The sequence below is a fragment of the Blattabacterium cuenoti genome (assembly GCF_014251595.1).
Classification (GTDB): Bacteria; Bacteroidota; Bacteroidia; order Flavobacteriales; family Blattabacteriaceae; genus Blattabacterium; species Blattabacterium cuenoti_Q.
Window position 1 is genome coordinate 17,274 of record NZ_CP059192.1, and the last position, 26,313, is coordinate 43,586.

The following is a 26,313-nucleotide window of genomic DNA, read 5'->3' on the forward strand; positions in this document are numbered from 1 at the left end:
TGACTTTTTTTAAATAAAAAAAATTTGCATAAAATTCAATTTTTTATTTACATCATCATATTATTTATTTTTTCTATTTCTTTCGGAAACGAAAAAGAAAAAAACAATGATATAAGCCCTCATAAAATAAAACATGATTTATTTTTTTTGAAAGATGTTTTAAAATATAAATCAGATATACAAGAATATGATATAAAGGAAGGAAAATCGTATTTAAAAGGAAAAGCTTCTATAGAATATGATAATACAAAAATTGAAGCAGATTATATAGAATTTAATTGGATTAATGGAGACTTATATGCAAAGTCAAAAGAAAAATCTGTTTTGTTTCAAAAAGGAAATCAACAATATTTAGTTGATCACATTCACTTAAACTTAAATAATCAAATAGGAGAAGCAAAAAATTTTTCCATAAAAGAAGAGAATCATATTTTGATAGCTAACAATATTTTCAAAAAAAAAAAGCATCTTTTAATGAATAAAATTACATATATATCAGATCCTTTTTTTTTAAAAAAAAAAGATAATTATCCTGATTTTTATTTAAAAACAGACTATTTAAAATATTCTTTTGAAAAGAAATATATTTTTTCAGGTCCCGTTTTTTTTTATTGGTATAGAGTTCCAATGCCTATTATTTTTCCTTTTTTATATATACCTATAAAATTGAACCAACCATCTTATGGTATTATATGTCCAAAATTTGGAATTCAAAATAAAAAAATCTATATGGAAGATTTAGGTCTATTTTTTCCTATTTCTGATTTTTTAAATTTTAGAGTAGATACATCAATATATGATATTGAAAAATGGAAAATTAAAACAAGAATAGAATATAAATTAAGATATGCTTACGATGGATTTATAAATTTTGATTATCAAAATATATCAAGTCGAAAAAAACATTATTTATTTCAATGGAAACATCGTTCTGATTTCAAATCAGATTCTGATATAAATTTTAACGCCGATATTAATTATGATAATATTTTTTTACATAATAAAAACGATAATTTTTCTTATATCAACATAAGGAAAAAGTTATCTAATTATTTATGGTTTATGGATATTTATATGATTCAAAATCAAAAAAATGAAATCAAATTTATAATTCCAGAATTAATTTTTCATACAAGAAAAACTTTTTTTAGCGATAAAAAAAATTTTTTTTTAAATCAAGTAAATATTGAAAATAAATTTCATTTAAATAACTTCATAGATTTTAACAAAAAAAAACATTTTCATACTGATTTTACTCACAATATGAGTATGACGGCTTATTTTCCTTTTTTTGATCCTTATTTAAGGATTTCATCTAAAATTTTTTATAAAGATTTTTATAGATGGAATTCTCCATATTTTTATGTTTCAAGTTTTCAAAAAACGGATTTATCAATTAATATAATATCTATTCCTTTTTATAAAATTTGGAAATTTAAAGATACTTTCCAAATAAAACATCAAATCAAACCGATTCTATCTTTTCATATAATATATTTTCCTCCTGTTTTTTATAATGTCAAAAATCATTTTGAAAGAAGAATCGATTTGATTTTAAATAACAATTGGATCATAAAAATACCATGGAATACTGTTTATAAGAAAATAGAAATATTTAAAGAAATCAATTCTTCATGGATTATTGATCCTGATTTTATAGGATGGAAAAATTTTTATGTAATGGGAAATACTGATTTAATCCAAAATTTGGAAGCAAAATATAAAGCAGGAATAAATTTTGACAAAGAAAAAAAAAATAATATGATATATTTTGACTTTTCTTTTTCTTCTAATCATGAGATTAATTTTTTTTCTATAAAAAACGAGTTTCAAAAAAAAGGAAAAAATCGTTATGATTACTTTTTTTTTGATCATAAAAATTATGCAAAATACCCCATTCCATGTAACTTAAAAATTGATATTCATTCCAATTACGAAAATTTTTTAACAAAAAAAAAATTTTTTCAGACCTTTATTAGTCTTAATGGATCTATAAATATTACAAAATATTGGAAAATCAGATTTCATACGGATTACGATTTATTGAAAAATAAAGTAATATTAGCAAATATTATTTTTAATAGAGATTTAAGAAGTTTTGAAATGAGTTTTAACTGGATTTTTTTTCAAAATTATTCTTGGTCATTTTTCATAGGATTAAAAGATCCTAATTTGAGAAACATTATACAGTATAATGAAAAAAACTAATTAATTATGATAGTAAACAAATTTTCAATAGAAAAAATACCATCTTATGGTCCATATAACACATGTGTTCTTGTTGGAGGTTTTTTATTTGTTTCTGGACAAATAGCCGTTAATGAAAATACAAAAAAACTTGATACCGATAATAATATAGAAATAGAAACAAAAAAAGTGATGGAAAATATCAAAATTATTCTTTCAGAAAATGGAATAGGATTTCAAAATGTTATCAAAACTTCTATTTTTGTAACAGATATAAGATTTTTTCCTAAAATCAATGATGTATATTCCAAATTTTTTCATAAAGGAAATTATCCTGCTAGAGAAACTATTCAAGTTTCTGGACTACCTAAGAATGCTAATGTTGAAATATCTTTAATAGCATACAAAAATTAATTGTGAAATATGAATATTTAATTTTTATTGTTTTTTTATTATTTCCGTTAAACAAAATATTTTCTAGTTCTAATTCTCATGAATCATTCTATAATCAAGTTCAAAAAACTATACAAATAATTCATGCAGATTTTATACAAAACGATGATCATAATAAAACTTTTGTTTTAACAGGAAATGTTCATTTAAAATATGATAAATATCATCTTTTTTGTGATAAAATTATATATTACAAAAAATATAATAAATTTCATGGATGCGGAAATATCAGATTGGAATTTAAAAAAAATAAAATAATATCTCAAAATATAGTAGGTAATTTTTTTGATTTTAAATTATCAGGGAAAGTCATTCTATATCAAGATAAAATCAAATTAACATCGGATATTATTAATTTTAATTTTAAAAAAAAATTGTTTCAAGCCATTAATAATGTTGTTTTATTTTTAGATAAAATCAAATTAACAACTGGTGTATTGGAATATAATTTTACAGGAGATCGAATTTTTTATAAAAAAAACGGAATTATTCATTATGGAGATTATACCGTTTCTAGTAAAGAAGGTTTTTTATATATCAAAAATAAAAAAATAGAATTAAAACGTAATATTAAATTAATAAGTCAAAATTATATTGTATATGCCAATACATTAGAATATTTGTTCAAACAAAATCAAGTCAATTTTCATAACACCGTGATCGTAGTGCAAAAAAAAAATTTTGATAATTTTATTTATGCTCAAAAAGCACTATTTTCATTTCAAAAAAAAATATTTTTATTTAAAAATTATGTCAGTATTCATTATGATAATATAATTGTAAGGGGAAAATATTTGTTTTTCGATCAGAAAAAAAAATGTGGTTTTATTCAAAAAATTTTGTTAAAAGATTCAACAAAAAAATATTTTTTGATAAGCGAATATGGAAAATTTGATTTTGATTCTGGTTCTTTAATTCTAAACAAAAATCCCAAAGTTATCAAAATGTTAAAAAATGATTCAGTTGTTATTTATTCAAATATTTTTAAAATAAATGTCAAAAAAAATTTTTCATATTTAATTCAAGCTTTTTCTGTGAATATTTTTTTTTTGAATCAACTTATTCAAGGAAAATGTGATCTTTTCAATTATGCATCTTCAAATAATTATACACAATTTGATGGAAATCCTATATTTTGGTTTTACAATCAAAAAATTACTGGAAAAACTATACATGTTCATTTTCAAAATGAAAATGATGGTTTTTTGAAATATATAAAAATTATCAAAAACGCCTTTTATACAGAAAAAATTAATTCAGAAGAATTTAATCAGGTCGAAGGAAATACTATGACTGGTTTCTTTGATAAAAAAAATTATTTAGAAAAAGTGATAATTCAAGGAAATGTTAATGCCCTTTTCTTTTTTTATCCGGATAAAGAAAGAAAAATAATTCATCGATCGTTTTGTGAAATTTTATCAATATATTTAGATCAATCCAAAAAAATAATAAAAATTTCTTGCAAAAATGAAGCATATTCCAAATTTATTCCAATAGATAAGAATACTCCTAAAGAGGATTTTTATTTACCCCAATTTTCTTGGAAAGATCAAAATATACCTATCAAAAACAAAAAAATTTTTATCCATCAAGAAATAGATCAATATAAAAAAGAAATCTTTTTAGAAAAAGAAGATATGAAAATTATGATAAAAAAATAAATTTCTTATGAAAAAATTAGAAAAAGATTTTTTTCAATATCAAACTCAAATAAATCCATATCCTATGAGTATTATGGTCAATCATGCAGAAGGCAGTTATATTTATGGAATCGATGGTAAAAAATATTTAGATTTTGTAGCAGGGGTTTCCGTCAATGTTTTAGGACATGGAAACAAAGAAATTAAAAAAGCCATAAAAAAACAAACAGATAAATACTTACATACTATGGTATATGGAGAGTTTATACAAAAACCTTGTGTAGAGCTTTGTAAAAAAATATCAGAAAATATTCCATACCCACTTAGTAATACTTATTTAGTTAATTCTGGAACGGAAGCCGTGGAAGGTGCTTTAAAATTGGCTAAGTGCTATACCGGAAAAGAAGAAATTATATCCTGTAAATGGTCTTATCATGGAAGTACTCAAGGTTCTATGAGTATAATGGGATATGAAAATTTTAAAAGACCTTTTAGACCTTTGTTACCTTTAGTTAAGTTTATTAGATTCAATCATATCGAAGAATTAATTCATTCTATAACAGAAAAAACTGCTTGTGTTATTTTAGAAACTATTCAATGTTCTTCTGGAATTATATTACCTGACTTTTCTTTTTTAAAAGAAATCCGAAAACAATGTAATCAAAAAAAAGCTTTAATGATACTTGATGAAATCCAAACTGGATTTGGAAGAACAGGAAAACTTTTTGCATTTGAACATTATGATATCGTTCCTGATATATTAATCATGGGAAAAGGAATGGGAGGAGGAATGCCTATTAGTGCTTTCGTTTCATCTAAAAAAATTATGAAAACTTTTAGTGATATTGTTCCTTTCGGCCATTTAACTACTTTTGGAGGAAACCCTGTTTCTGCTTCTGCTTCTTTAGCTACTTTAAATCAAATAATCAATTCCGATATTATGGAACAAGTATCATTAAAGGAAAAGTGGATCAGAAAATATTTAATTCATAATGAAATTAAAAATATTCATGGGAAAGGTCTTTTTTTATCTTTTGAATTAAAAAACAAAGATACTGTGGAAAAGGTTTTGATAAACTGTTTAAAAAAAGGACTAATATTATTTCGTTTTTTATTTCATAATAGCTTCATTCGTATATCTCCTCCGTTGACCATTACAAAAGAAGAAATTAAAAGAGGATGTTCTATTATTCTTGAAAGTTTAAATAAACTTTAAAAAATAGTCTAATTGAGATTTTTTATTGAATTAGCTTATAATGGAAAACATTTTTTTGGATGGCAAATTCAAAAAAATGTCAATACAGTAGAAGAAAAATTAGAATACTGCTTATCAAAATTATTGAAAACATCAATAAACATTGTAGGTGCTAGTAGAACAGATAAAGGAGTTCATGCTCAACAGATGTTTGCACATTTTGATTATGAAAAAAAAATAAACAATAATTTTGTAAATAAATTAAATGTTTTTTTACCTAAATCGATTCAAGTTTTAAAAATATTTCCAGTAAAAAAAAATATTCACGCAAGATTTGACGCTATAAAACGAACATACAAATATTATTTAACACATGAAAAAAATCCATTCAATCAAGATTTTTCTTGGTATTATTTTTATCCACTAGATATTCAAAAAATGAATATAGCTTCAAAAAAACTTATGGAGTATGAAGATTTTAGTTCCTTTTGTAAAAAAAAAAGAAATAAAAAACATTATGAAAAGGAAAACAATATATGTAAAATTTATCATGCTTCTTGGTCAGAAGAGAATAATGTGTTATGTTTTACCATTGAAGCTAATAGATTTTTAAGATCAATGGTTAGAGGTATTATAGGTTCACTTATAAATGTGGGAAGAAATAAAATTCATATGAATGAATTTATAAAAATTATAGAATTAAAAAATTCTAATTTTTGCAAATTAATAGTTCCTGCATGTGGTTTATTTCTGACTAAAATTATCTATCCAGAAGATATTTTTTTATGAAAGAAAATTTGAATAAGCGAAAATCCTATCTAAAACAGTTGATTTTAATTACCTTGAATTATAAATTTATATTAATATTAATAATAATTACTTCTGTATTAATTTCTTTTATTTCAGCTTATCGTCCTAAATTAATACAAAAAGCTATAGATATTCATATTCTTTATAAAGATTTTTTGGGGTTAAAAAATATATTGACATTAATAACCATACTTCTTTTTCTAGAAAGTATATTTCATTTTGTTTTATTATATCTATCTAATGTATTAGCACAAAATGTTATTGAAAAAATAAGAATTCTTTTATTTGAAAAATTATTACATTTTAAAAATTCTTTTTTTAATAAAACACCAATAGGAAAATTGGTATCTTATTCTGTATCCGATATAGAAACTATAACTGTCATATTTAATGATGGAATTTTACTTGTTTCTGGAGATGTTTTAAGAATTATTATGATTATCATTATGATGTATACAGTTCATCAAAAATTATCTTTTGTAGTTTTTTTAACTATTCCTTTTATGTACATCATAACTCGTTTTTTTCAAAAAACGTTAAAAAAAACATTTCATGAAGAACGTATTCATACTTCACGTATGAATAGTTTTTTACAAGAAAGTATTATAGGAATGTCTATTATTCAACTTTTTCATAAAGAAAAAGAGGAATATTTAAAATTCAAATCTATTAATTATAAGTTAATGAATGCACATTTTAAAACCATTTTTTATTTTTCTATTTTTTTTCCTATAGTAGAAATAATTTCTGCAATAACAATAAGTATTGTCATATTTTATGGAGGATTTCATGCAATTGAAATAGGAAATGTGAAACCTGGACAAATTATTGCTTTTATTTTTTTCATTTATCTTCTTTTTCGTCCTATGCGACAAATAGCGGATCGATTTAATATAATACAAAGAGGAATCGCTGGAATAGAGCGTATATTTTATATTTTAAATTCTGATTATGAAGAAATTATTATTAATAAAGGAAATTTACGTTTTGATAAATTAAAAGGACATATTGTATTTAATAATGTTCATTTTTCTTACATAAACAATGAAATGGTATTAAATGGAGTTTCTTTTGAAATTAAACCAGGAGAAAAAGTTGCTATAGTAGGATCAACAGGTTCTGGAAAATCTACAATTACTCATTTAATTTCTAGATTTTATGAAATACAAAAAGGAAATATTTGGATTGATGGTCATTCTATTCAAGATATAGAGTTAAAAAATTTAAGATCACATATAAGAGTGGTAACACAAGATACTTTTTTATTTAATGATTCAATTATAAATAATATCACATTAGGAAATCCTTCTATTAAGATCGATCAAATAGAAAACATGGCAAAAAAAATAGGAATACATAATTTTATTACATCTCTACCTCATGGATATAAATTTATAGTAAAAGAAAGAGGAAGTTTGCTTTCTCTTGGAGAAAAACAATTAATTTCTTTTTTAAGAGTTCAAATGCATCCTTATTCTGTGCTTATATTAGATGAAGCAACTGCATCTTTGAATAAAGAATTAGAGAAAATGATTTATCATGCTACAGATCTATTAACTAAACATAAAACTTCTATTATCATCACTCACCGTCTTTCAACATTAGAAAATGCTGATAAAATATTGGCTATTGATAATGGATCTATTGTAGAAAAAGGAACTCATCAAGAATTAATTCAATTAAATGGATATTATGCAGGTTTATATAAAAAATCTTTAAACAAAAAAAATTAACAATTAATCTTGACGTAATAAGTTTTTTTTAACATTTCTTTTGCCCAATTTTTAATCGTTTCTTTTTTTTTGAAATCTATCACAAAATTTTTCAATTTATCATAATCCTTTTCAAAGGAAAAAGAATCAGGTTTATATGTATAAAATGGAATTTGATCCAATAATTTTATGACAACAAATCCTTCTTTTCCATTGATAGTTTCCTGATAAGGATTAGTAATTTTTTCTTTTTTTAAAGAAAGGATTAATTTTTTGGATAGTTGATTCTCTTCTAAACAAATTGGATTTTGTATCATCACCTCCACTATTTTATTTTGAATCAAAAAATTAGGTATTTTATCTATATTTATTTTATGGATACGATTCCTAAAAAATTTTATAAATGATTTTGTTTTTTTTAATTCATATTTTGAATATTTAGGTTTTATGAAAATATGTCTGAAATCAATCTCATTTTTTCTTTTCTTTTCTAATTTAACGAGATGAAATCCTAAATCACTTTCAAACGGTTCAGATATTTCTCCTTCTTTTAAAGAAAGAACGAAATGTGAAAATTTATTTGAAAGATGATTTATTTTCATTCCTTTTACAACTCCACCTTTCAATGCAGATGAATCTTCTTCAGAAAATAAAATAGCTTTGCTGGAAAAATCTATATCAGAACGTATTTCTTTTTTAATTTGATTTAAAAAATTTATTATTCTTTTTTTATGAATTTGGCTTAATTTAGGATAAAAAATTATATAAGAGATACATATTTTTTTATTAGATATTTGATTTTGTTTATTCGTAAAAAAATATTTTATTTCTTCTGGATAAACTTCTACATCGTCTGTTTTTTTCTTATAAAATTTATCTATATACTGTTTATTCTTGATTTCTTCAGTTAATTTATTCAAAAAATATTGGTTTTCAAACTCTGTTAAAAAAAATTTTCCTTGATTTATATGCTGATTTTTAAGTTCTGACAAAAATTCTTGAGTTTTCAATCTTAATTCTTGATCACTAATTTGTATACTTTTATCTTGTTTCGCATGAATAAGCATTAATTTTTGTATTAAAAAATCATTTATCATATTGCTATGACAAAACAATTTTCTATCGTCTTCAATTTCAGAGTCTAAAATAATATCATTTCCAATTATTGTAGAAATTCCGCTTAGTTTTTCTAAAGAATGCGAGTATAAAAAGAAATTACATAAAAAAACGGCAAAAAAATATTTTTTAATAAAATTTATCATTACATACAAATATTCGTATTTTTTTTGAAAACAAAAAAATTTTAAAATCAATTAATATGACTTTAAAAGCGAATAATATATATAAAAAATACAAAAATAGATATGTAGTAAAAAATGTTTCAATTCAATTGAATAAAGGGGAAATAGTAGGATTAATAGGACCTAATGGTGCTGGAAAAACAACTTCTTTTTATATGATTGTAGGTTTAATTAAACCAGATAAAGGAAAAATATTTCTTTGCAATCAAGATATCACATCAAATCCCATGTATAAACGTTCTCAAAAAGGAATTGGATATTTATCTCAAGAACCATCTATATTTAGAAAATTATCTGTAAAAAATAATATTTTATGCATATTAGAAATGCAGAAAATATCGAATCAGGAAAAAAAAAGAAGAACAGAAAAACTTATGAAAGAATTTGGATTAGAAAATATACAAAATAATCGGGGAGATCTTATTTCTGGAGGAGAACGAAGACGTACCGAAATTGCTAGATGTTTGGCTATTAATCCTAAATTTATTCTTTTAGATGAACCTTTTTCTGGAATCGATCCAATTGCTATAGAAGAATTACAAAAAATAATTCTTTCTCTTAAAAAAAAAAATATAGGTATATTAATTACAGATCACAATGTGCAAGAAATTTTTACAATAACAGATCGTATTTATTTAATATTTAATGGAAAAATTATAAAATACGGATCCACTACAGAAATCATAGAAGATCCAGTAGTGAAAAAAATTTATTTAGGAAATAAAATTATAAAATTTGAAAATAAAAAATGAATCATCGATTTGATGGACCAGAAATAGGATTATTTCTTAATGGAGAAATTCCTCCTTATTTAAAAAAGGAATTTTCTTTTTATCAAAAAATATTTGCAGTAGATGGAGCTTTTCATTATTTAAATACATTTGGAATTTCAGTAGATTATATAATTGGTGATTTTGATTCAATTCTTTTAAAAAAAGATATTTCTTTAGAAAAAACTCATTTATTGAAAACTTATGATCAAAAATACACGGATTTTGATAAAGCTTTAAATATTATTCATCATCAGGGATTTCTAAACATAAATGTTTGGGGCGGAAGTGGTATGGAACAAGATCATTTTTTAGGTAATCTATCCACAGCTCTAAAATATAAAAATAAATTATCTATTATCTTTCATGATAAGTATCATTTTTATTTTTTTTCTGATAAAAAAACTTCTTTTTATCAGAAAAAAAATAAAAAGGTATCTTTATTTCCTTTCCATCAAGTAGAAGGATTATCCACTAACGGACTAAAATTTTCAATGAAAAAAGCTTTATTAAAAATAGGAAAAAATATAGGAATAAGAAATGAAGCTTTTCATAGAAAAATAGAAATAAATTATAAAAAAGGAGAATTGCTAATATTTATAGAAAAATAATTAAAAATTATATTTTTAGTTTTTCGATCATACTTTTTACATGATTGGCAGATATTTTTAATAGGTTTTTTTCTTTTTGATTCAACTGTAGTTCTATAATTCTTTCTATTCCATTTTTTCCTAAAATAACTGGAACTCCCAAATAGATATTTTTTATACCATATTCTCCTGATAAAAAAGCAGAACACGGAAAAATACGTTTAGAATCTTTCAAAATAACTTCTACTATTTCTATAACAGATGCACTAGGAGCCATCCAAGCAGATGTTCCTAACAAATTAACGATTTCTTCTCCTCCTTTTTTAGTTTTTTCAATAATAACATCATTTTCTTCTTCAGATAAAAATTCTTTGATAGGAATACCTGATACAGATGTATACCTATATAAAGGAACCATAGTGTCACCATGTCCTCCTAATAATAGAGATTGTATATCAATAGGAGAGATATTGAGTTTTTTTGATAAAAAAAAACGATATCTAGCCGTATCTAATATTCCAGCCATTCCAATAATACGATAAGAATCAATTTTGGCCGTCATATAGCTCACATATGCCATGACATCCAATGGATTGGATACAATAATAAACTTAGCTTTCGGAGAAAAAAAAATGGATTTCTTAGTAACAATATGAATAATTTCTGCATTAGTTTTAATAAGATCATCTCTACTCATTCCGGGTTTTCTAGTAACGCCACAAGTAATAATAATAATTTCAGAATTATTGGATTTAGAGTAATCGTTGGTAACACCAATCACTTCAGTGTTTGATTTTATAATAGGAAGCATTTGAGATATGTCTAAACCTTTTCCCTCTGAAAAGTTTTCTTTAATATCCAATAAAATAATTTCTTTGACGATATCTTTTTGAGCTAATAAACTAGCACAAGAAGTTCCTACATTTCCTGCTCCAATAATAGTTACTTTCATTTTTATTTTTTTGAAATGATGATCTTATTTATCTAAATTTGTAATTTATAAAGATTCTAAAGATAAACACAATTTCTCTTTTTATGAAAGAAGATTACATGAAAATAAAAAAATTCTATCATAGACATATAGGTCCGTCTTGTCATGAAATTAATAATATGTTGAAAAAATTAGAATGTTCTTCTATGAAAGATTTTGTGAATAAAACGATTCCCAAAGAAATACGTTTCAAAAGAAAATTAAATCTTCCCAATTCTATTTCCGAATATCAATATTTAAATCACATTTATAGAATAAGTAAAAAAAATAAAATTTATCGTTCCTATATAGGATTAGGATATAAAAATACAATAACTCCAAGTGTCATTCAAAGAAATATTTTGGAAAATCCCAGTTGGTACACTCCTTATACCCCTTATCAATCAGAAATATCTCAAGGACGTTTAGAGGCTTTAATTAATTTTCAAACTATGATTTCAGATTTAACCGGTATGAAAATTAGTAATGCCTCTATGTTAGACGAATCTACAGCTGCAGCTGATGCAATGTTCATGATTTATCATGAAAAAAATAAAAGAAAAAAAATAAAAAATAACTATTATTTTTTTATTTCGGATGAAATACTTCCACAAACTTTTTATGTTTTAAAAACTAGATGTTTTGGTTTAGGTATCCATATTATAAATGATTCTCACAAAAATTTAAAAAAAAAATATAAAAATAAAAAAATATTTGGATTAATAATATCTTATCCTTCTAGTTTAGGAGAAATATATGATTATACTGAAACAATTGAATATGCAAAACGTCATAATATATCGGTAATAGTTTCTACAGATCTTTTGTCTTTATCTTTATTAAAACCTCCTGGTGAATGGGGTGCAGATGTTGTAATTGGTAGCAGTCAATCTTTTGGAATCCCTATGGGATATGGAGGTCCTCATGCTGCTTTTTTTTCTACTCATGAAAAATATAAACGTTTTCTTCCTGGAAGAATTATTGGGATCTCTATCGATCAAAAAAATAAAAAAGCGTTTCGAATGGCTTTACAAACAAGAGAACAACACATAAAAAGAGAAAAAGCAACTTCTAACATTTGTACCTCACAAGTACTTCCTGCTATCATGGCTTCTATGTACGCTTTATATCATGGGAAAAAAGGGTTAATAGAAATAGCAAATACAATTCATGAATATACTAGAAAATTAGAATTTTTATTGATTCATAATATTAATCATATCTATCAAATAAATACTTTTTATTTTGATACGATTAGAATTAAAACAAATTCCATTTACATAGATAAGATAAAAAAAATATCAGAACGTAAAAAAACTAATTTCAGATATATAGATCAAAATCATTTAACGATTACTTTAGATGAAACAACTTCTCAAAAAGATATAAATCATATTCTATCAATTTTTCATGAAGCATTATATGATCAGAATAAAAAAATACAGAATAAAAAATATGTAACGCATAATAAATACAAATTTCCTAGTTTTTTAACAAGAACTTCTAATTTTTTAGAACATAAAGTATTTCAAAAATTTCATTCGGAAAATGAGATGATGCGTTATATAAAAAGATTAGAAGCAAAAGATATTTCTTTAATTCATTCCATGATCCCGCTTGGATCATGTACTATGAAATTAAATGCTTCCTCAGAATTGTTTCCTTTAAGTCAACATGAATGGAAAAATATACATCCTTTTGTTCCTGAAAAACAAGCAAAGGGGTATCATTTTGTAATTCAAAATTTAAAAAAATATTTAAAAGAAATTACTGGATTTTCTGGAATTTCTTTACAACCCAATTCAGGAGCTCAAGGAGAATATGCAGGGCTTATGGTGATTAAGCATTATCATCTTTCATTGAAAGAATATAAAAGAAACATAGCATTAATTCCTAATTCTTCTCATGGGACCAATCCAGCATCTGCAAATATGGCTGGAATGAAAGTTATGTTAGTAAATACAACAAAAGATGGATCAATTCATAAAAAAGACTTATTAAAAAAAGTAAAAGAAAATAAAGATTCATTATCTGTGTTAATGATGACTTATCCATCTACTTATGGTATATACGAGAAAAATATTCAAGAAATTATAAATATTATTCATGAAAATGGTGGACAAGTTTATATGGATGGTGCCAATATGAATGCTCAAGTCGGATTAATTAAACCTGCACATTTAGGGATAGATGTATGTCATCTTAATCTTCATAAAACATTTGCTATTCCTCATGGAGGTGGCGGACCTGGTATGGGTCCTATTTGTGTTGCTTCACATTTAAAACCTTTTTTACCAAATCATCCTTTTCAAAAAGGACAAAATCATGACAAAAAAAATAAAAGAACATTAACGATTTCTTCTTCTCCATATGGTTCTTCTTTAATCTTAACAATTTCTTATGCTTATATTCGTTTGTTGGGACCGGATGGTCTAAAAAAATGCACAGAAATATCTGTATTGAATGCAAATTACATAAAAGAAAAATTGAAAAAATTTTATAACATCTTGTATGTCGGAGAAAACAATACTGTAGCACATGAATTAATTATAGATTGTAGAACTTTTAGAGATACAACAAATATAGGAGTTATAGATATAGCTAAAAGAATGATGGATTATGGATATCATGCCCCCACTATATCTTTTCCTGTAGAAGGATGTATGATGATTGAACCTACTGAAAGTGAATCTAAAGAAGAATTAGATCGTTTCATTGAAACTCTTATTAGTATAAGACAAGAAATTCAGGAAATTGAAAATGGAAAATTTTCCAAAAAAAGTAATGTATTAAAAAACGCTCCACATAGTATGGATATTTTGACTCAAAGTGAATGGAAATATTCTTATAGCAGAGAAAAAGCAGCTTATCCTTTACACTGGATTAAAGACAGAAAATTTTGGCCACCAATAAATCGTATTAATGATGTCTATGGAGATAGAAACTTGATATGTACATGTACATAAAGTTACATACTTTTAAAACATTTTAAATTTTGCATATGGAGTAACATGAATAGAATCAAATAAATTTCTCTTATATTTCATCAATCCTGTAATAGCTATCATAGCCCCATTATCTGTGGTGTATTCTTTTTTTGGAATGAAGATCTTATATCTATTATCTTTTGTTCCAAAAGACATAAATGTTTTCCTAATTTTATGATTAGCAGAAACCCCTCCGGCTAAAACTATTGTGTATATTCCCGTTTTTAAAACAGCTTTTTGTACTTTTTCTAAAAGAATTTCTGCTATAGTTTTTTCTATAGAAGCACAAATATCAGATATATTTTGTTTTATAAAAAATGTGTTATCTTTTAATTTATTTTTGATAAATTGCAAAACATTACTTTTAAATCCACTAAAACTAAAATCTAATCCATTCACGGTAGGTTTTGAAAAAGTAAATTTTTTTTCATTTCCATTTTTAGAATAATATTCTATCATAGGACCACCAGGATAATAAAACCCTAGTATTATAGCTATTTTATCTAGAATTTCTCCTATAGAATTATCTAAAGTTGATCCTAATAATTTCATTTGAAAAAAATCAGATACTTTTATAATCTGAGTATGTCCCCCGCTTATAACTAAACCGAGAAACGGAAATGTTGGATAAGAATTATTTATATTGGCATTTTTTATAAAATGAACAAGTATATGAGCTTGTATATGATTTACAGTCAATAAAGGGATTCCTAGTCCCATGGAAAATGATTTAGCAAAAGAAGCTCCTACTAATAAAGAACCAATAAGTCCAGGTCCTAAAGTGAAAGATACAGCATCAATTTGATATGGATTGATTTTTGCCGTTAAAATAGCTTCTTGAACAGCTTTTACTATATTTTTATCATGTAGTCTTGAAGCTAATTCTGGAACGACCCCTCCATATTTTTTATGAATGTTTTGATGAATGATAATATTAGATAACACATTTCTATTTTGAATAATAGAAACACCTGTATCATCACATGATGATTCTATACCAATAATGATAGGTTTTTTTTTCATAAAAACAATATCTTTGAAAATGAATAATGCTTTTTTCCATAAATTTAAAAAGACTAGAATCCTTATTTTATTTTTAATATTAGGATTATTTTTTTTTTCTATTCATCATTATAAACAAAAAATAGAAGAAAAAGTTTCCACTTTTTTTTTAAAAATTTTTATGAAAAAAGCGATAAAGCATTTTAATAAAAAAATTAGGATCAAACACGCTTCTATTAATTTTTTGGAAAAAAAACTTATTTTTTATGATGTAAAAATTATAGATCATCATCATTTTTCTTTTATTCGTTTGTCTAAATGTCAAATAGATATTGATAATTTGTTTTATTTTATTTTTATCAATTCAGAACATTTAAAAATAAAAAATATTTTTATTGAAAACTCTTCTTTATTAATTAAAGAATATTTTCGGGAAAAAGAAAACAATATGGTTCTTTTCATAAAAAATTTTTTGATTCATAAAAAATTAAATAATTTGAATATCAATAGGATTACATGTTCTAAATTAATCATCAATAAGTCTTATTTAGAATATAAAAATATAAATAACAATAAAAAATTTCAACATTTTTTTTCTAGTTCTATAAAAAATATTCGAATTAACAATAAAAAAATAAAAGCTTCTATTTTATCTTTTCAATCTCATCAATATCAAAAATTAATAAAAAAAAATAAATTTCCTATCATAGAAAATTTATTTTGTAATCTAACATATCATTATTTTTCAAAATTAAAAATTGATAATTTTGTTATAAAGACATCTAATAGTTATTTTAAAGGATATTTTACTTTATTTCAAGAAAATAAAAATTCATTTCCGAAAATACGATGCAAAATTTTGGATGGATCCAAATTAGGTTCAGATTTAGGAAGTTTTTTTTACAAAAAATGGAGTTTTTTATCAAAAGTATTTATTAAAGGATGCATTCATTGTGAATTGAACCATAAAGAAAAAATATTTTTCCTTCATCATGTTTATATAAAAAAAACACAAAAAAACAAATTTTTTGCAAATCAAATTTATATTATTTATGCAAAAAAAAAATGGAACAAAATCAAGTTTTTTAAAACTTTTATCCAATTTAATCTTTATGAGATAAGTAAAATCATTCCATATAATTTAAACTATAAATTGAAAAAATTTATTTTAAATCAACATGTAATCTATAAAGGAAATTTAACTTTTTCTTTCTTTGAAAATAAAAAAAATTTAGAAATTAAAGGAATTATTCAAAATCATTTTTTCGTAGCCAAAATATTTACTTATGTTCATTTTATAAATGAACAATATTCAGGTCAAATTTTCATAGAGAAAAAATATCTTATTATAAATGAAAATAATTTTTTTTATAAAAAAATACCGTTATTTAATAATATTTTATCATCCAATATCCCTGTTCTGAACATTACAGAAAATTTTTCTAAATTTTTTAGAACTATACTTTTTTATCATTCAGAATATCAAATCCATTTTACAGGAAATACATTTCCACATTTCAAAAAAATATATATCACAATACGTCAAAAACACAATTCAAATTCCAACAATAAAAATATAAAAATATTATTTATCAATCAAAAAATTAGGATTAACATATATGATATGATTATTGGTCATATTTATGGAAGTATAAAATGGAAAAATTTTTTCAAAACTTTTAATTTAAAAAACAGATATCAATTAAACATAAAATACGTGAATTTTTGTTTTTTGATAAAAAAATCTTTTTTTCATTTTATAAATCCAATCGAAAGCAAGAATACATTTTTTGACATTCAAATTTCAGGGGAAAAAAAACATAATGTATTTAAAATGATTTTCTATACAAAAGGAATGCAATTAAACAATATTTCTATTGAAAAATTATTTATAATTATTGATTCCTCTTTGAATAAAAAAATAAAGATTTATATAGGGAAAATGTTTTACAAAAATTTTTTTTCAAAAAAAATAAATATATCTGTTTTCCCAAATTTTGGTATAATAAATTTCAAGTTTTTTTTTAAGTTAAAAAAACAAGAATACCAAAAACAAATACTTAATTTTTTTTGCAAAAAAAAAGGAAGTATTTTAATGTGTTATCCTTTTCTTTCTAAATTAAATATAAATGGACATAACTGGTTCATTGATTATCATAGCTTTAGAATTCTGAAAATTGATTTTATCCATAAAAAATATATTATTGATCATCTCATTTTATCTTCAGAAAAACAAAAAATTATAATTCATGCAAATTATGATATGAAAAAAAAACAAAATATACTTCAATTTTATTTAAAAAATGTAGAATTGAAAAAAATCATATCATATAAAAATATAGACGGTTTAGCAAATGGTTTTTTTTTATATAAAAATATTCATAATCGAATTGAACCTAATATTAATATTACAATTCAAAATTTTTCAATAAAAAAAATTTTTTTAGGAAATTTTTATATTTTTTCTTTTCAAAAAAACAAAAATAATTATAAAATAATTGGATGTCTAAGACAAAATGATTATGATATATTGAAAATATTTGGAAATATTAAAAATCAACCTAAAAATAAATCCAAACTTAATTTAAATATAACAATTCAAAACTTTAGAATAGATAATTTTTCTTCTTTTTGGAAAAAAGTAAAAGCTGAGGTTCGGGGAAGTATCAAAGGAAAAATACAGGTTTTTGGTTCTTTATATAACCTTCATTATTTTGGAAAATTAAAAATTCAAAAATTTGGAATCAAAATTCATTCTACAAATACAAATTATAATATAAAAAGAGCAGCTTATATCACTATTTATTCTAAATATTGCATATTACATACTTTTGATTTAGTAGATACTAAATCTAATACAAAAGGATATATGAATGGTTTTATTTTACATAAAAATCTTATTCAATGGGATTTAATAAAACTATCTATTAATACAAAAAACTTGCTTATTTTAGACTCGGATGAAAATAAAAATAATTTTTTATGTGGAAAAATATTTTATAATGGAAAAATTCAAATCATAAAAAAAGAAAATAAGATTTGCATTTTTATGAAAAAAGGAAAAATTCTGAATTCTTCTCATTTATCCGTTAATCCTAAAATGATAGAATATCATAAAAACAGCATATATGAAAAAAAAGAAAACGATTCTAAAAAAAAAGAGGAATATAATGATTTATTAATTGATATAAATACAATAATCAATAAAAATACAAAAATATCAATATTTTTTGATAAAAATCATTTTGTTGAATTTAGAGGAGATGGTTTTCTTTTTGTACAAAAAAAACATAAAAAAAATCTACAAACTAGTGGGGTTTATTTTGTCAAAGATGGGTATTATTATTTTCATAAAAATCAAAAAATTCCAATAAAATTAGAAAAAAAATTTAAAATAAAACCCGGAGGATCTATCACTTGGAAACATAATTTTTATCAATCAAACATTAATTTGATAGCTTATGAGACAAAATATGTGTATAACGTTATTGAATATACAGATTTTATAAAAGAACCACATCATAAAAATATGATTTTTACAGAGTTAAGAATTAATATTTCTGGTGAAATACAAAAGCCTAATATTAACATGGAAATTTTATTTCCTGGAAGTCATGAATACATTCAAAAAAAATTATCAGAAAAATTAAATTCTTTTGATGAAAAAACAATGCAATTTATATCTGTTTTAATATTGGGAAAGTTTTTTATAAAAAATGATATGATAAAAAATGTTCTATATTTTTATATGTATGAAATTTTTTTAAAAAAACTAAAAAATATATTATCATATAATCATCAAAATTATCATTCTATTTTTTTGAATGATCAAAATCATTGTTGATATAAAAAATGATTTTATTAATCCAATATTCATATAAAAATCATTCATCATATTATAAATGAGTCAAAATAAATTATTCAATTTATATATCAAGTCATAAAATATATTGAAAAAACAATAATCTATTTCTTCAAAAGAAAGTTTTGTATCTTGGTATTTTATTCAAGAAAAATAAAAAAATATAAAACAATGATTCTAAGATATAATACAGATGAAATTGACAATACTATTGTCAAAAAACTAAACATAAATGCTAGAACTCCCTATACTGAAATTAGTAAACAAATTAGTCAAGAAATTAAACCGTTATCTGTTGGAACAGTTCATGTGAGAGTTAAAAAATTAGAAGATGCAGGAATTATTAAAGGAAGTACCCTAATTATAGGGTATGAATCATTAGGTTTTCATTTAATAGCTTTTGTAGGAATTTTATCAGATTCTCGTGAATCCAAATTAGTCAAAGAAGAATTAAAAAAAATTCCAAATATTGTACAATTATATATTACTTCAGGAAAATATAATTTATTTTGTAGAATTATTGCCAGAGATCCTTCAGATGCGAGAGATGTTATTTCTAAAATAGGAGAAATAAAAGGAGTACTTAGAACAGAATCTACTATTTGTTTAGAAGAAAGCATAAATGATGAAAACAGATTATTATCTAATATTTTACAAAAACATCAAACATCTTATAAAAAAAAAACATGATTATAATATAACCCATTGTTATTATCATAATTTTTTTTCATTTCAATATGAAACTTCTTCTTTAAAAAAAGAAAACAATTCATCCTTCCGAAAAAATTGTATAAGTTTCAATTTTTAGGTAATGGCTAACTTATTAAAATTTTATAAAAAAAATATTGCATATAGAATTTTCATTCTAATTATTGTAATCTTGCTATTGACATTTTTTTTCCCAAAAAAAGAGATTTTAAAATATGAATTTTTAGAAGGAAAAACTTGGTCTTATGGAGATTTATTTTCTCCATTTAATTTTTTAATTCCAAAAAATAGTCAAGATATTGATTTAGAAATCAAAGAATTAAAAAAGAACCAAGAAATATTTTGTATTAAAAATGAAAAAATAGTAAAAAACATAAAAAGAAAATTAAAAAAAATTACATTTTTTCGAAAAAACAAAAAACACTACAAAATTATTCATCATATCATCAATGCGATATACAAATATGGGTACATCAAAGATTATAATAATTGTATAAAACAAAACAAAACTCACATAATTTTTTTCAAAAAAAATAAAAAATGGATTCCAATTTTATACAAAAAAATTTTTACTTATAATAAAGTGAATAAGATGATTGATAATAATTTTAAGAAAAAAAGTAATCATGTAAGAACATTAAAAAAAATTCTAAAAAAAATTATTATTCCCAATTTATTTTATAGTCAATATTATACCGATTTTTTTTTTCAAAAAAAAATACAGTCCATCAAAAACATTAAATACTATTTTACAAAAGGAGATAATATTATTAGAAATAATGAGATGATAGATAAAAATAAATTTGAAATTTTATCTTTTTTTAAAAAAGAATATGAAAATAAAATATGGAATCAAAAAAAATATTATTGTCTTATTATAGGATATTTTTTAATAATAAGTATAATATTTACTTTATTTATGTTATATATTTTTTATTTTGAACATAAAGTATTCAAAAATGATAGAAAAGTAAATTTTTTAGTTATAAATATACTATTAATATCATTAATTACCATTACAATTTTAAAATATCATTCTAAAATATTATATATAATTCCTTTCTGTATACTTCCTATAAGTACACGTGCTTTTTTCAATTTTAATTTAAGTATTTTTATTCACTTAATCACCATTTTATTGTTATCCTTAATTACACCCAATAGTTTTGAATTCATTTTTATTCAAATCATTACAGGAGTTTTAGTTATGTTGACAAAAAAAAACATTTATAAAATGGAAAATCTTTTTATTGCTGCAGCAAAAATAACCATGACCTATATTATTACTTTTAGTTTGCTTACATTAATCCGTGAAGGATCTTTAGAAAAGATTTCTTTGTATACATTTTCTTTATTCTTTTTTAGTGGAGTCTTAACTTTATTTGTTCATCCATTAATTTTTCTTTTTGAAAAATTATTAAATTTAACCTCAGATATTTCATTATTAGAATTATCTGATAATAATACTCCTATATTAAGGTTATTATCTCAAAAAGCTCCAGGTACTTTACAACATGTTTTAACAGTTGCAAACATAGCAGAAGAAGCGGCTGTCGAAATTGGTGCTCATTCTCTATTAGTAAGAATAGGAGCAATTTATCATGATATAGGAAAAATTAAGAATTCTATATTTTTTACAGAAAATCAACATAATAAAATTAACCCTCATGAAAGATTAAGTCCAAAAGAAAGTGCTAAAATTATTTTAGAACATGTATCTATAGGAATAGAACTAGCAAAAAAATATCATTTACCTGATTCTATTACTGATTTTATACGTACTCATCATGGAAATAGTGTTGTTTATTATTTTTATGAAAAACAAAAAAAAATAAATCCAAATATAGAAGTAGATAAAAAACAATTTCAATATTCTGGTCCTAAACCATTTTCTAAAGAAACTGCTATTGTCATGATAGCAGATTCCGTAGAAGCAGCTTCAAAAAGTATCAAAAATCCATCTACTGAAGATTTAGAAAATTTAGTTGAAAATATAATTCAAAAACAAAAAATTGAAAATCAATTTTCCAATGCAGACATTACTTTGAAAGAAATAGAAAAAGTGAAACAAGTTTTAAAAAGGAAATTAATAAATATTTATCATACTAGAATCGAATATACTAATCCTTAATGATAAATTATTTGATTATTTAATAGATCTATTTTAGATTTGTATCTTATTTTTGGAGAGTTGCCGGAGTGGTTAACGGAACAGTTTGCTAAACTGTCGGTATGTAAATACCGCGTGGGTTCGAATCCCACATTCTCCGCAAAGAAACGGGGTATGGCGTAGTTTGGTTATCGCGCCTGGTTTGGGACCAGGAGATCGTAGGTTCAAATCCTGCTACCCCGATTATTTTTGAGATCACGTGGCTCAAATGGATAGAGCAACTGCCTTCTAAGCAGTAGGTTACAGGTTCGAGTCCTGTCGTGATCATTTTTTACCTTCTAATACTTCATCAATCATTCCATATTCTTTAGCTTCTATCGAAGTCATCCAGTAATCTCTATCGGAGTCTTTTTCTATTTTTTCAATAGGTAATCCTGAATGTTTTGATATAATTTCGTAAAGTTCTTTTTTTAATTTTAAAATTTCACGAACTGTTATTTCAATATCAGAAGCTTGTCCTTGTGTTCCTCCTATAGGTTGATGAATCATAATTCTAGAATGTTTTAATGCTGATCTTTTATTTTTTACTCCTGAACAAAGTAATACAGCAGCCATAGATGCCGCCATACCAGTACAAATAGTCGCAACATCCGGTTCTATAATTTGCATTGTATCATATATTCCTAACCCCGCATAAACATCTCCTCCTGGAGAATTAATATATATTTGAATATCCTTTATAGGATCTACAGATTGTAAAAATAATAACTGAGCTTGTACTATATTGGCTACTTGATCTTCTATTGTCGTTCCTAAGAAAATAACTCTATCCATCATTAAACGAGAAAAAACATCCATTTGAGCTACATTTAATTTTCTTTCTTCAACAATATAAGGTGTCATAAATTTAATATATTCATGAATTGTTAAACTACTAATTTTTTTATGTTTTGTAGCATACAGCATAAATTCTTCTGAGTTTTTATGATAATTCATTTTTATGTCTTTTTTATATATCAACTTCTATCAAAGTTACTTTCTTATATATAAAATTTTGCAATAAAGTTTATTCTATCCATAAAAAAAATACAGAAATTAGGAACTTTTAATTTAAAAGTATTGATTTTGTACAAAAAATTAGCAATACAAACAATTATATATTCTATAGGATTTATATTTCCCAGAATTGTTAATTATATTTTTTTAAAATTTTTCACTCTTTTTTTTAAAAGAGAAGAATTTTCTCTTTATACGGATATGTACGCTCTCTCTTTTATGGTTATAGGATTTCTTTCTTTTGGACTAGAAAATACCTATTTTAGATTTTTATATAAAAAAAATTATAAAAAAGAAATTGTTTTTTCAACGGTTGTTATAATACAATTATTCATAAGTTCTTTTTTTTTAATAATATCTATAAATTTAATAAAGTATTTATCTTATATAATTGGATATCAAAAACATACAGAATATTTATTCATGTTTTTTTTTATTATATTTTTTGATACAATTTGTATTCTTCCTATGGCTTGGCTTCGTGCAAATGATAAACCTTTACAATATTCTGCAATAAATATTGTCAATATATTAATACAATCTTTACTAATAATATATTTATTTTTTTGTTATACCTATGATAATGATAAAAAAACTGGCTTTTTTTTCATTTTTCAATGTATTAATTCTTTTACAGATAAAATAGGTTATATTTTTTTTGCAAATATGATTTCTTCTTTAGGTAATTTATTTTTAGTATTTCCAATTCTTTTAAAGGAAGTCACTATAAGTAAATTTAACAAAATTCTTGCTATAAACATGTTAAGTTATGGAGTCCCTATTATGTTAGGAACTATAGCGTTTTCCATTAATGAAAATTTGGATAAAATTTTGATAAAAAGATGTATTTCAGATGAAATTAATGGCTCTTATTCTGCTTGTTATAAAATAGCCTCATTTATAAGTTTATATATCAAAATATTCAAATTAGGAATTGAGCCTTTTTTTTTTAAAAAATCAAAGGATTCTGATGCAATACATTATTATGAAGAAATCACTTATATGTTTATTCTATTTGGATTAATTTTTTATGTTTTAATATGTGGAAATATTAATTTATTTATGAAATTTTTAATTGATAAAAAATATCATATCGCTATTTCCATAATACCCATAATAATGATGGGAAATCTATTTTTAGGAGTTTATACTAATTTATCCATTTTTTATAAAATTATAGATAAGCCTATAATCGGGACTTATATATCATTGGTTGGAGTATTCATCACTTTTTTATTTAATAGTATTTTTATTTATTACAATCATAGTTTTATGATTCCTGCTTGGGGCACTTTAATTTCTTATGGATCGATGTTAATAGTTTTATATCTTTGGGGTAAAAAAGAATTTTTTAAATTCTGTAATCAAAAAATAAAAAATATTATAATGCATTTTATATTTGCACTTTTTATCGTTTTTATAATAAAAAAAGAAATGGAATTTAGTTTATTTTTACAATTTTTATATTTAATAATTATTTTTTTTATAGAAAGAAAAAGATTCATTAATTTAATTCAATAAACTTTGTGTCATCAATACATTTTAATTGCTAACATAAAGAAATCTATTTCTATTAATTTTTTAGAAAGAAAATTAATTCCTACAGGTTTTTTTATTCAAGTAAAAAAAGATCCCCAATATTATTTTTTTTTGAAAAAAAAGTTTATAGAATCTATTTGTATAATTCATATCAAAAAAAATAAAAAACATAAATCATATAAAGAAATTCAAATCATTATATTTAATGTTTTTTTTAAAAATATAATGATTAAACCCTATGAAAAAATAGGGATATTAAATATCGTTAAAAATGTTAAAATAAAATGGAAAAAATGTTCTATTTTAAGTATCAGTATAAGAGGAAGTAATAGTTTTGGAAGTACTGGAATATAAAACGATATGAAAATTATAATACCTATGGCTGGAAAGGGATCACGTCTTCTTCCACATACTTTAAATACCCCTAAACCGATGATATCTATTGCCGGAAAAACAATTTTAAGAAGATTAGTAGAAAGTTTATATAAACTTATTCAAGTTTTTTCCATACAAGAAATTGTTTTTATTATAGGAAATTTTGGAAAACAAATAGAAAAACAATTAATAAAATTATCTCATGATATGAGTGTAAATCCTATTATATATTATCAAATTATTCCACTTGGAACTGCAGATGCATTGTTACAAGCTAAAAACTCTTTAACAGGAGAACCAATTATTGTAGCTTTTTCAGATTCTTTATTTTATCATAATTCTTTTGATAAAGAGATTACTCATAAAGAAGATAACATAATATGGACAAAAAAAGTTAAACATCCTCATTTATTCGGTATTGTAAAATGTAATTCATCAGGAATAATTACTCATTTTATAGAAAAACCTAATAATTATATATCAAATCTCGCTATTGTAGGTATTTATTATTTTAAAAATAGTTTACTTTTAAAAAAAGAATTACAATCTATATTCGATCACAATATTAAGAATGAACAAGAATATCAATTAACATCAGCTTTAGAAAGTATGAGAAGAAAAGGGGAAAGATTTACTAGCAAACAAGTTAAAGAGTGGATGGATTTTGGAAATCATAAAAGAACTATTTATTCCAATTCACGAATATTATCTATTGAATCTAAAAATTCAAAATTAATTCATAAAAAAGTCATTATAAAAAATAGTTTGATCATAAAACCTTGTTCTATAGAAAAAGATACAACTATTGAAAATAGTATTATAGGTCCTTATGTTTCAATAGGAAAACATACAACAGTGAAGAATAGTAATATCAAAAAATCTATAATTCAAAATTATACAAAAATTCAATACGCAAATTTAAATCGTTCAATAATAGGAAATCATTCTCTATATATCGGAGAAAAAGCAAAAGAAGTAAGTTTAAGTGATTATTCTGTTTCTAAATAAATCAAAAATTCATAATTTTTTTTATATTTGATAAAAAA

The 26,313-nt window shown here is 22.9% G+C and carries 19 protein-coding genes and 3 tRNA genes; 18 read left to right on the forward strand and 4 right to left on the reverse strand.

Translation table 11 applies throughout. From position 1 onward, the window contains the following. Nucleotides 1-24: 24 nt before the first annotated feature. From H0H66_RS00075 to H0H66_RS00100, 6 genes are read left to right on the forward strand one after another with little or no spacing between them, the layout of a single operon-like run. Nucleotides 25-2,208 carry a putative LPS assembly protein LptD gene (locus tag H0H66_RS00075; RefSeq protein ID WP_238785057.1) on the forward strand — a complete coding sequence of 728 codons (2,184 nt, stop codon included), beginning with the start codon at nt 25-27 and terminating at the stop codon, nt 2,206-2,208. Between the two features lie 6 nt (nt 2,209-2,214). Further along, entirely contained in the window at nt 2,215-2,601 is a 387-nt protein-coding gene (locus H0H66_RS00080) for a RidA family protein (protein ID WP_185857968.1), read from the forward strand. 2 nt (nt 2,602-2,603) lie between these two features. Next, nucleotides 2,604-4,301: an OstA-like protein gene (locus H0H66_RS00085; protein WP_238785058.1), complete on the forward strand. Its 1,698-nt coding sequence runs from the start codon at nt 2,604-2,606 to the stop codon at nt 4,299-4,301. 7 nt (nt 4,302-4,308) lie between these two features. After that, nucleotides 4,309-5,496 carry an aspartate aminotransferase family protein gene (locus tag H0H66_RS00090; RefSeq protein ID WP_185857969.1) on the forward strand — a complete coding sequence of 396 codons (1,188 nt, stop codon included), beginning with the start codon at nt 4,309-4,311 and terminating at the stop codon, nt 5,494-5,496. 12 nt (nt 5,497-5,508) lie between these two features. Further along, entirely contained in the window at nt 5,509-6,264 is a 756-nt protein-coding gene (truA, locus tag H0H66_RS00095; RefSeq protein ID WP_185857970.1) for a tRNA pseudouridine(38-40) synthase TruA, read from the forward strand. Then, complete coding sequence (locus tag H0H66_RS00100; protein WP_185857971.1) at nt 6,261-8,018, forward strand: ABC transporter ATP-binding protein; 1,758 nt, start codon at nt 6,261-6,263, stop codon at nt 8,016-8,018. The genes truA and H0H66_RS00100 overlap by 4 nt, the downstream gene beginning before the upstream one ends. Here the strand turns inward: H0H66_RS00100 and H0H66_RS00105 are convergent. Then, the gene (locus H0H66_RS00105) at nt 8,015-9,259 is read right to left on the reverse strand and encodes a peptidylprolyl isomerase (RefSeq protein ID WP_185857972.1); all 1,245 of its coding nucleotides are present in this window, start codon (nt 9,257-9,259) and stop codon (nt 8,015-8,017) included. The genes H0H66_RS00100 and H0H66_RS00105 overlap by 4 nt on opposite strands. Before the next feature lie 56 nt (nt 9,260-9,315). Here H0H66_RS00105 and lptB point away from each other — a divergent pair, with 56 nt between their 5' ends. Further along, on the forward strand, nt 9,316-10,050 hold the full coding sequence (gene lptB / locus H0H66_RS00110; RefSeq protein ID WP_185857973.1) for an LPS export ABC transporter ATP-binding protein: 735 nt from the start codon (nt 9,316-9,318) through the stop codon (nt 10,048-10,050). Continuing rightward, nucleotides 10,047-10,679, forward strand: coding sequence for a thiamine diphosphokinase (locus H0H66_RS00115; RefSeq protein ID WP_185857974.1), 633 nt, complete (start codon nt 10,047-10,049; stop codon nt 10,677-10,679). The genes lptB and H0H66_RS00115 overlap by 4 nt, the downstream gene beginning before the upstream one ends. Nucleotides 10,680-10,686: 7 nt before the next feature. Here H0H66_RS00115 and mdh read toward each other — a convergent pair whose 3' ends face one another. Further along, entirely contained in the window at nt 10,687-11,610 is a 924-nt protein-coding gene (mdh, locus tag H0H66_RS00120) for a malate dehydrogenase (RefSeq protein ID WP_185857975.1), read from the reverse strand. 83 nt (nt 11,611-11,693) lie between these two features. Between mdh and gcvP the strand changes: the two genes are divergently transcribed. Beyond that, nucleotides 11,694-14,594 carry an aminomethyl-transferring glycine dehydrogenase gene (gene gcvP, locus H0H66_RS00125; RefSeq protein ID WP_185857976.1) on the forward strand — a complete coding sequence of 967 codons (2,901 nt, stop codon included), beginning with the start codon at nt 11,694-11,696 and terminating at the stop codon, nt 14,592-14,594. Between the two features lie 12 nt (nt 14,595-14,606). Here gcvP and tsaD read toward each other — a convergent pair whose 3' ends face one another. After that, the gene (tsaD, locus tag H0H66_RS00130; RefSeq protein WP_185857977.1) at nt 14,607-15,638 is read right to left on the reverse strand and encodes a tRNA (adenosine(37)-N6)-threonylcarbamoyltransferase complex transferase subunit TsaD; all 1,032 of its coding nucleotides are present in this window, start codon (nt 15,636-15,638) and stop codon (nt 14,607-14,609) included. Nucleotides 15,639-15,657: 19 nt separating this feature from the next. Between tsaD and H0H66_RS00135 the strand changes: the two genes are divergently transcribed. The 6 genes from H0H66_RS00135 (at nt 15,658) to H0H66_RS00160 (ending at nt 22,624) form a co-directional block, all read left to right on the forward strand. Next, nucleotides 15,658-19,461, forward strand: coding sequence for a translocation/assembly module TamB domain-containing protein (locus tag H0H66_RS00135; protein ID WP_185857978.1), 3,804 nt, complete (start codon nt 15,658-15,660; stop codon nt 19,459-19,461). Nucleotides 19,462-19,650: 189 nt separating this feature from the next. Further along, nucleotides 19,651-20,169 (forward strand): Lrp/AsnC family transcriptional regulator, encoded by a 519-nt coding sequence (locus H0H66_RS00140; protein WP_185857979.1) that lies wholly within the window; start codon nt 19,651-19,653, stop codon nt 20,167-20,169. A 121-nt stretch (nt 20,170-20,290) separates the two neighbouring features. Next, the gene (locus H0H66_RS00145; RefSeq protein WP_185857980.1) at nt 20,291-22,318 is read left to right on the forward strand and encodes an HD family phosphohydrolase; all 2,028 of its coding nucleotides are present in this window, start codon (nt 20,291-20,293) and stop codon (nt 22,316-22,318) included. Nucleotides 22,319-22,372: 54 nt separating this feature from the next. Beyond that, nucleotides 22,373-22,457: transfer RNA gene (locus H0H66_RS00150), tRNA-Ser, on the forward strand. Between the two features lie 8 nt (nt 22,458-22,465). After that, nucleotides 22,466-22,540 (forward strand) — tRNA-Pro (locus H0H66_RS00155). A gap of 10 nt (nt 22,541-22,550) precedes the next feature. Then, a tRNA-Arg gene (locus H0H66_RS00160) sits at nt 22,551-22,624 on the forward strand. Here the strand turns inward: H0H66_RS00160 and clpP are convergent. Further along, entirely contained in the window at nt 22,622-23,293 is a 672-nt protein-coding gene (gene clpP / locus H0H66_RS00165; protein ID WP_185857981.1) for an ATP-dependent Clp endopeptidase proteolytic subunit ClpP, read from the reverse strand. The two genes, H0H66_RS00160 and clpP, sit on opposite strands and share 3 nt — an antisense overlap. 129 nt (nt 23,294-23,422) lie before the next feature. Here clpP and H0H66_RS00170 point away from each other — a divergent pair, with 129 nt between their 5' ends. From H0H66_RS00170 to H0H66_RS00180, 3 genes are read left to right on the forward strand one after another with little or no spacing between them, the layout of a single operon-like run. Next, a complete protein-coding gene (locus H0H66_RS00170) occupies nt 23,423-24,874 on the forward strand; it encodes a lipopolysaccharide biosynthesis protein (protein ID WP_317167871.1) in 1,452 nt (483 codons plus the stop codon). 3 nt (nt 24,875-24,877) lie between these two features. Then, nucleotides 24,878-25,246, forward strand: a complete 369-nt coding sequence (locus H0H66_RS00175) for a dCTP deaminase/dUTPase family protein (protein ID WP_185857983.1) — start codon at nt 24,878-24,880, stop codon at nt 25,244-25,246. 6 nt (nt 25,247-25,252) lie between these two features. Continuing rightward, nucleotides 25,253-26,275 carry a sugar phosphate nucleotidyltransferase gene (locus tag H0H66_RS00180; RefSeq protein WP_185857984.1) on the forward strand — a complete coding sequence of 341 codons (1,023 nt, stop codon included), beginning with the start codon at nt 25,253-25,255 and terminating at the stop codon, nt 26,273-26,275. The last annotated feature ends 38 nt before the right edge of the window (nt 26,276-26,313 follow it).

What these genes read in the sequence shown, in the direction of transcription:
- H0H66_RS00080 (WP_185857968.1), top strand. Translation starts at nt 2,215, where the DNA reads ATGATAGTAAACAAATTTTCAATAGAAAAAATACCATCTTATGGTCCA.
- H0H66_RS00090 (WP_185857969.1), top strand. Translation starts at nt 4,309, where the DNA reads ATGAAAAAATTAGAAAAAGATTTTTTTCAATATCAAACTCAAATAAAT.
- H0H66_RS00100 (WP_185857971.1), top strand. Translation starts at nt 6,261, where the DNA reads ATGAAAGAAAATTTGAATAAGCGAAAATCCTATCTAAAACAGTTGATT.
- H0H66_RS00105 (WP_185857972.1), bottom strand. Translation starts at nt 9,259, where the DNA reads ATGATAAATTTTATTAAAAAATATTTTTTTGCCGTTTTTTTATGTAAT.
- lptB (WP_185857973.1), top strand. Translation starts at nt 9,316, where the DNA reads ATGACTTTAAAAGCGAATAATATATATAAAAAATACAAAAATAGATAT.
- H0H66_RS00115 (WP_185857974.1), top strand. Translation starts at nt 10,047, where the DNA reads ATGAATCATCGATTTGATGGACCAGAAATAGGATTATTTCTTAATGGA.
- mdh (WP_185857975.1), bottom strand. Translation starts at nt 11,610, where the DNA reads ATGAAAGTAACTATTATTGGAGCAGGAAATGTAGGAACTTCTTGTGCT.
- gcvP (WP_185857976.1), top strand. Translation starts at nt 11,694, where the DNA reads ATGAAAGAAGATTACATGAAAATAAAAAAATTCTATCATAGACATATA.
- tsaD (WP_185857977.1), bottom strand. Translation starts at nt 15,638, where the DNA reads ATGAAAAAAAAACCTATCATTATTGGTATAGAATCATCATGTGATGAT.
- H0H66_RS00135 (WP_185857978.1), top strand. Translation starts at nt 15,658, where the DNA reads ATGAATAATGCTTTTTTCCATAAATTTAAAAAGACTAGAATCCTTATT.
- H0H66_RS00140 (WP_185857979.1), top strand. Translation starts at nt 19,651, where the DNA reads ATGATTCTAAGATATAATACAGATGAAATTGACAATACTATTGTCAAA.
- H0H66_RS00145 (WP_185857980.1), top strand. Translation starts at nt 20,291, where the DNA reads ATGGCTAACTTATTAAAATTTTATAAAAAAAATATTGCATATAGAATT.
- clpP (WP_185857981.1), bottom strand. Translation starts at nt 23,293, where the DNA reads ATGAATTATCATAAAAACTCAGAAGAATTTATGCTGTATGCTACAAAA.
- H0H66_RS00180 (WP_185857984.1), top strand. Translation starts at nt 25,253, where the DNA reads ATGAAAATTATAATACCTATGGCTGGAAAGGGATCACGTCTTCTTCCA.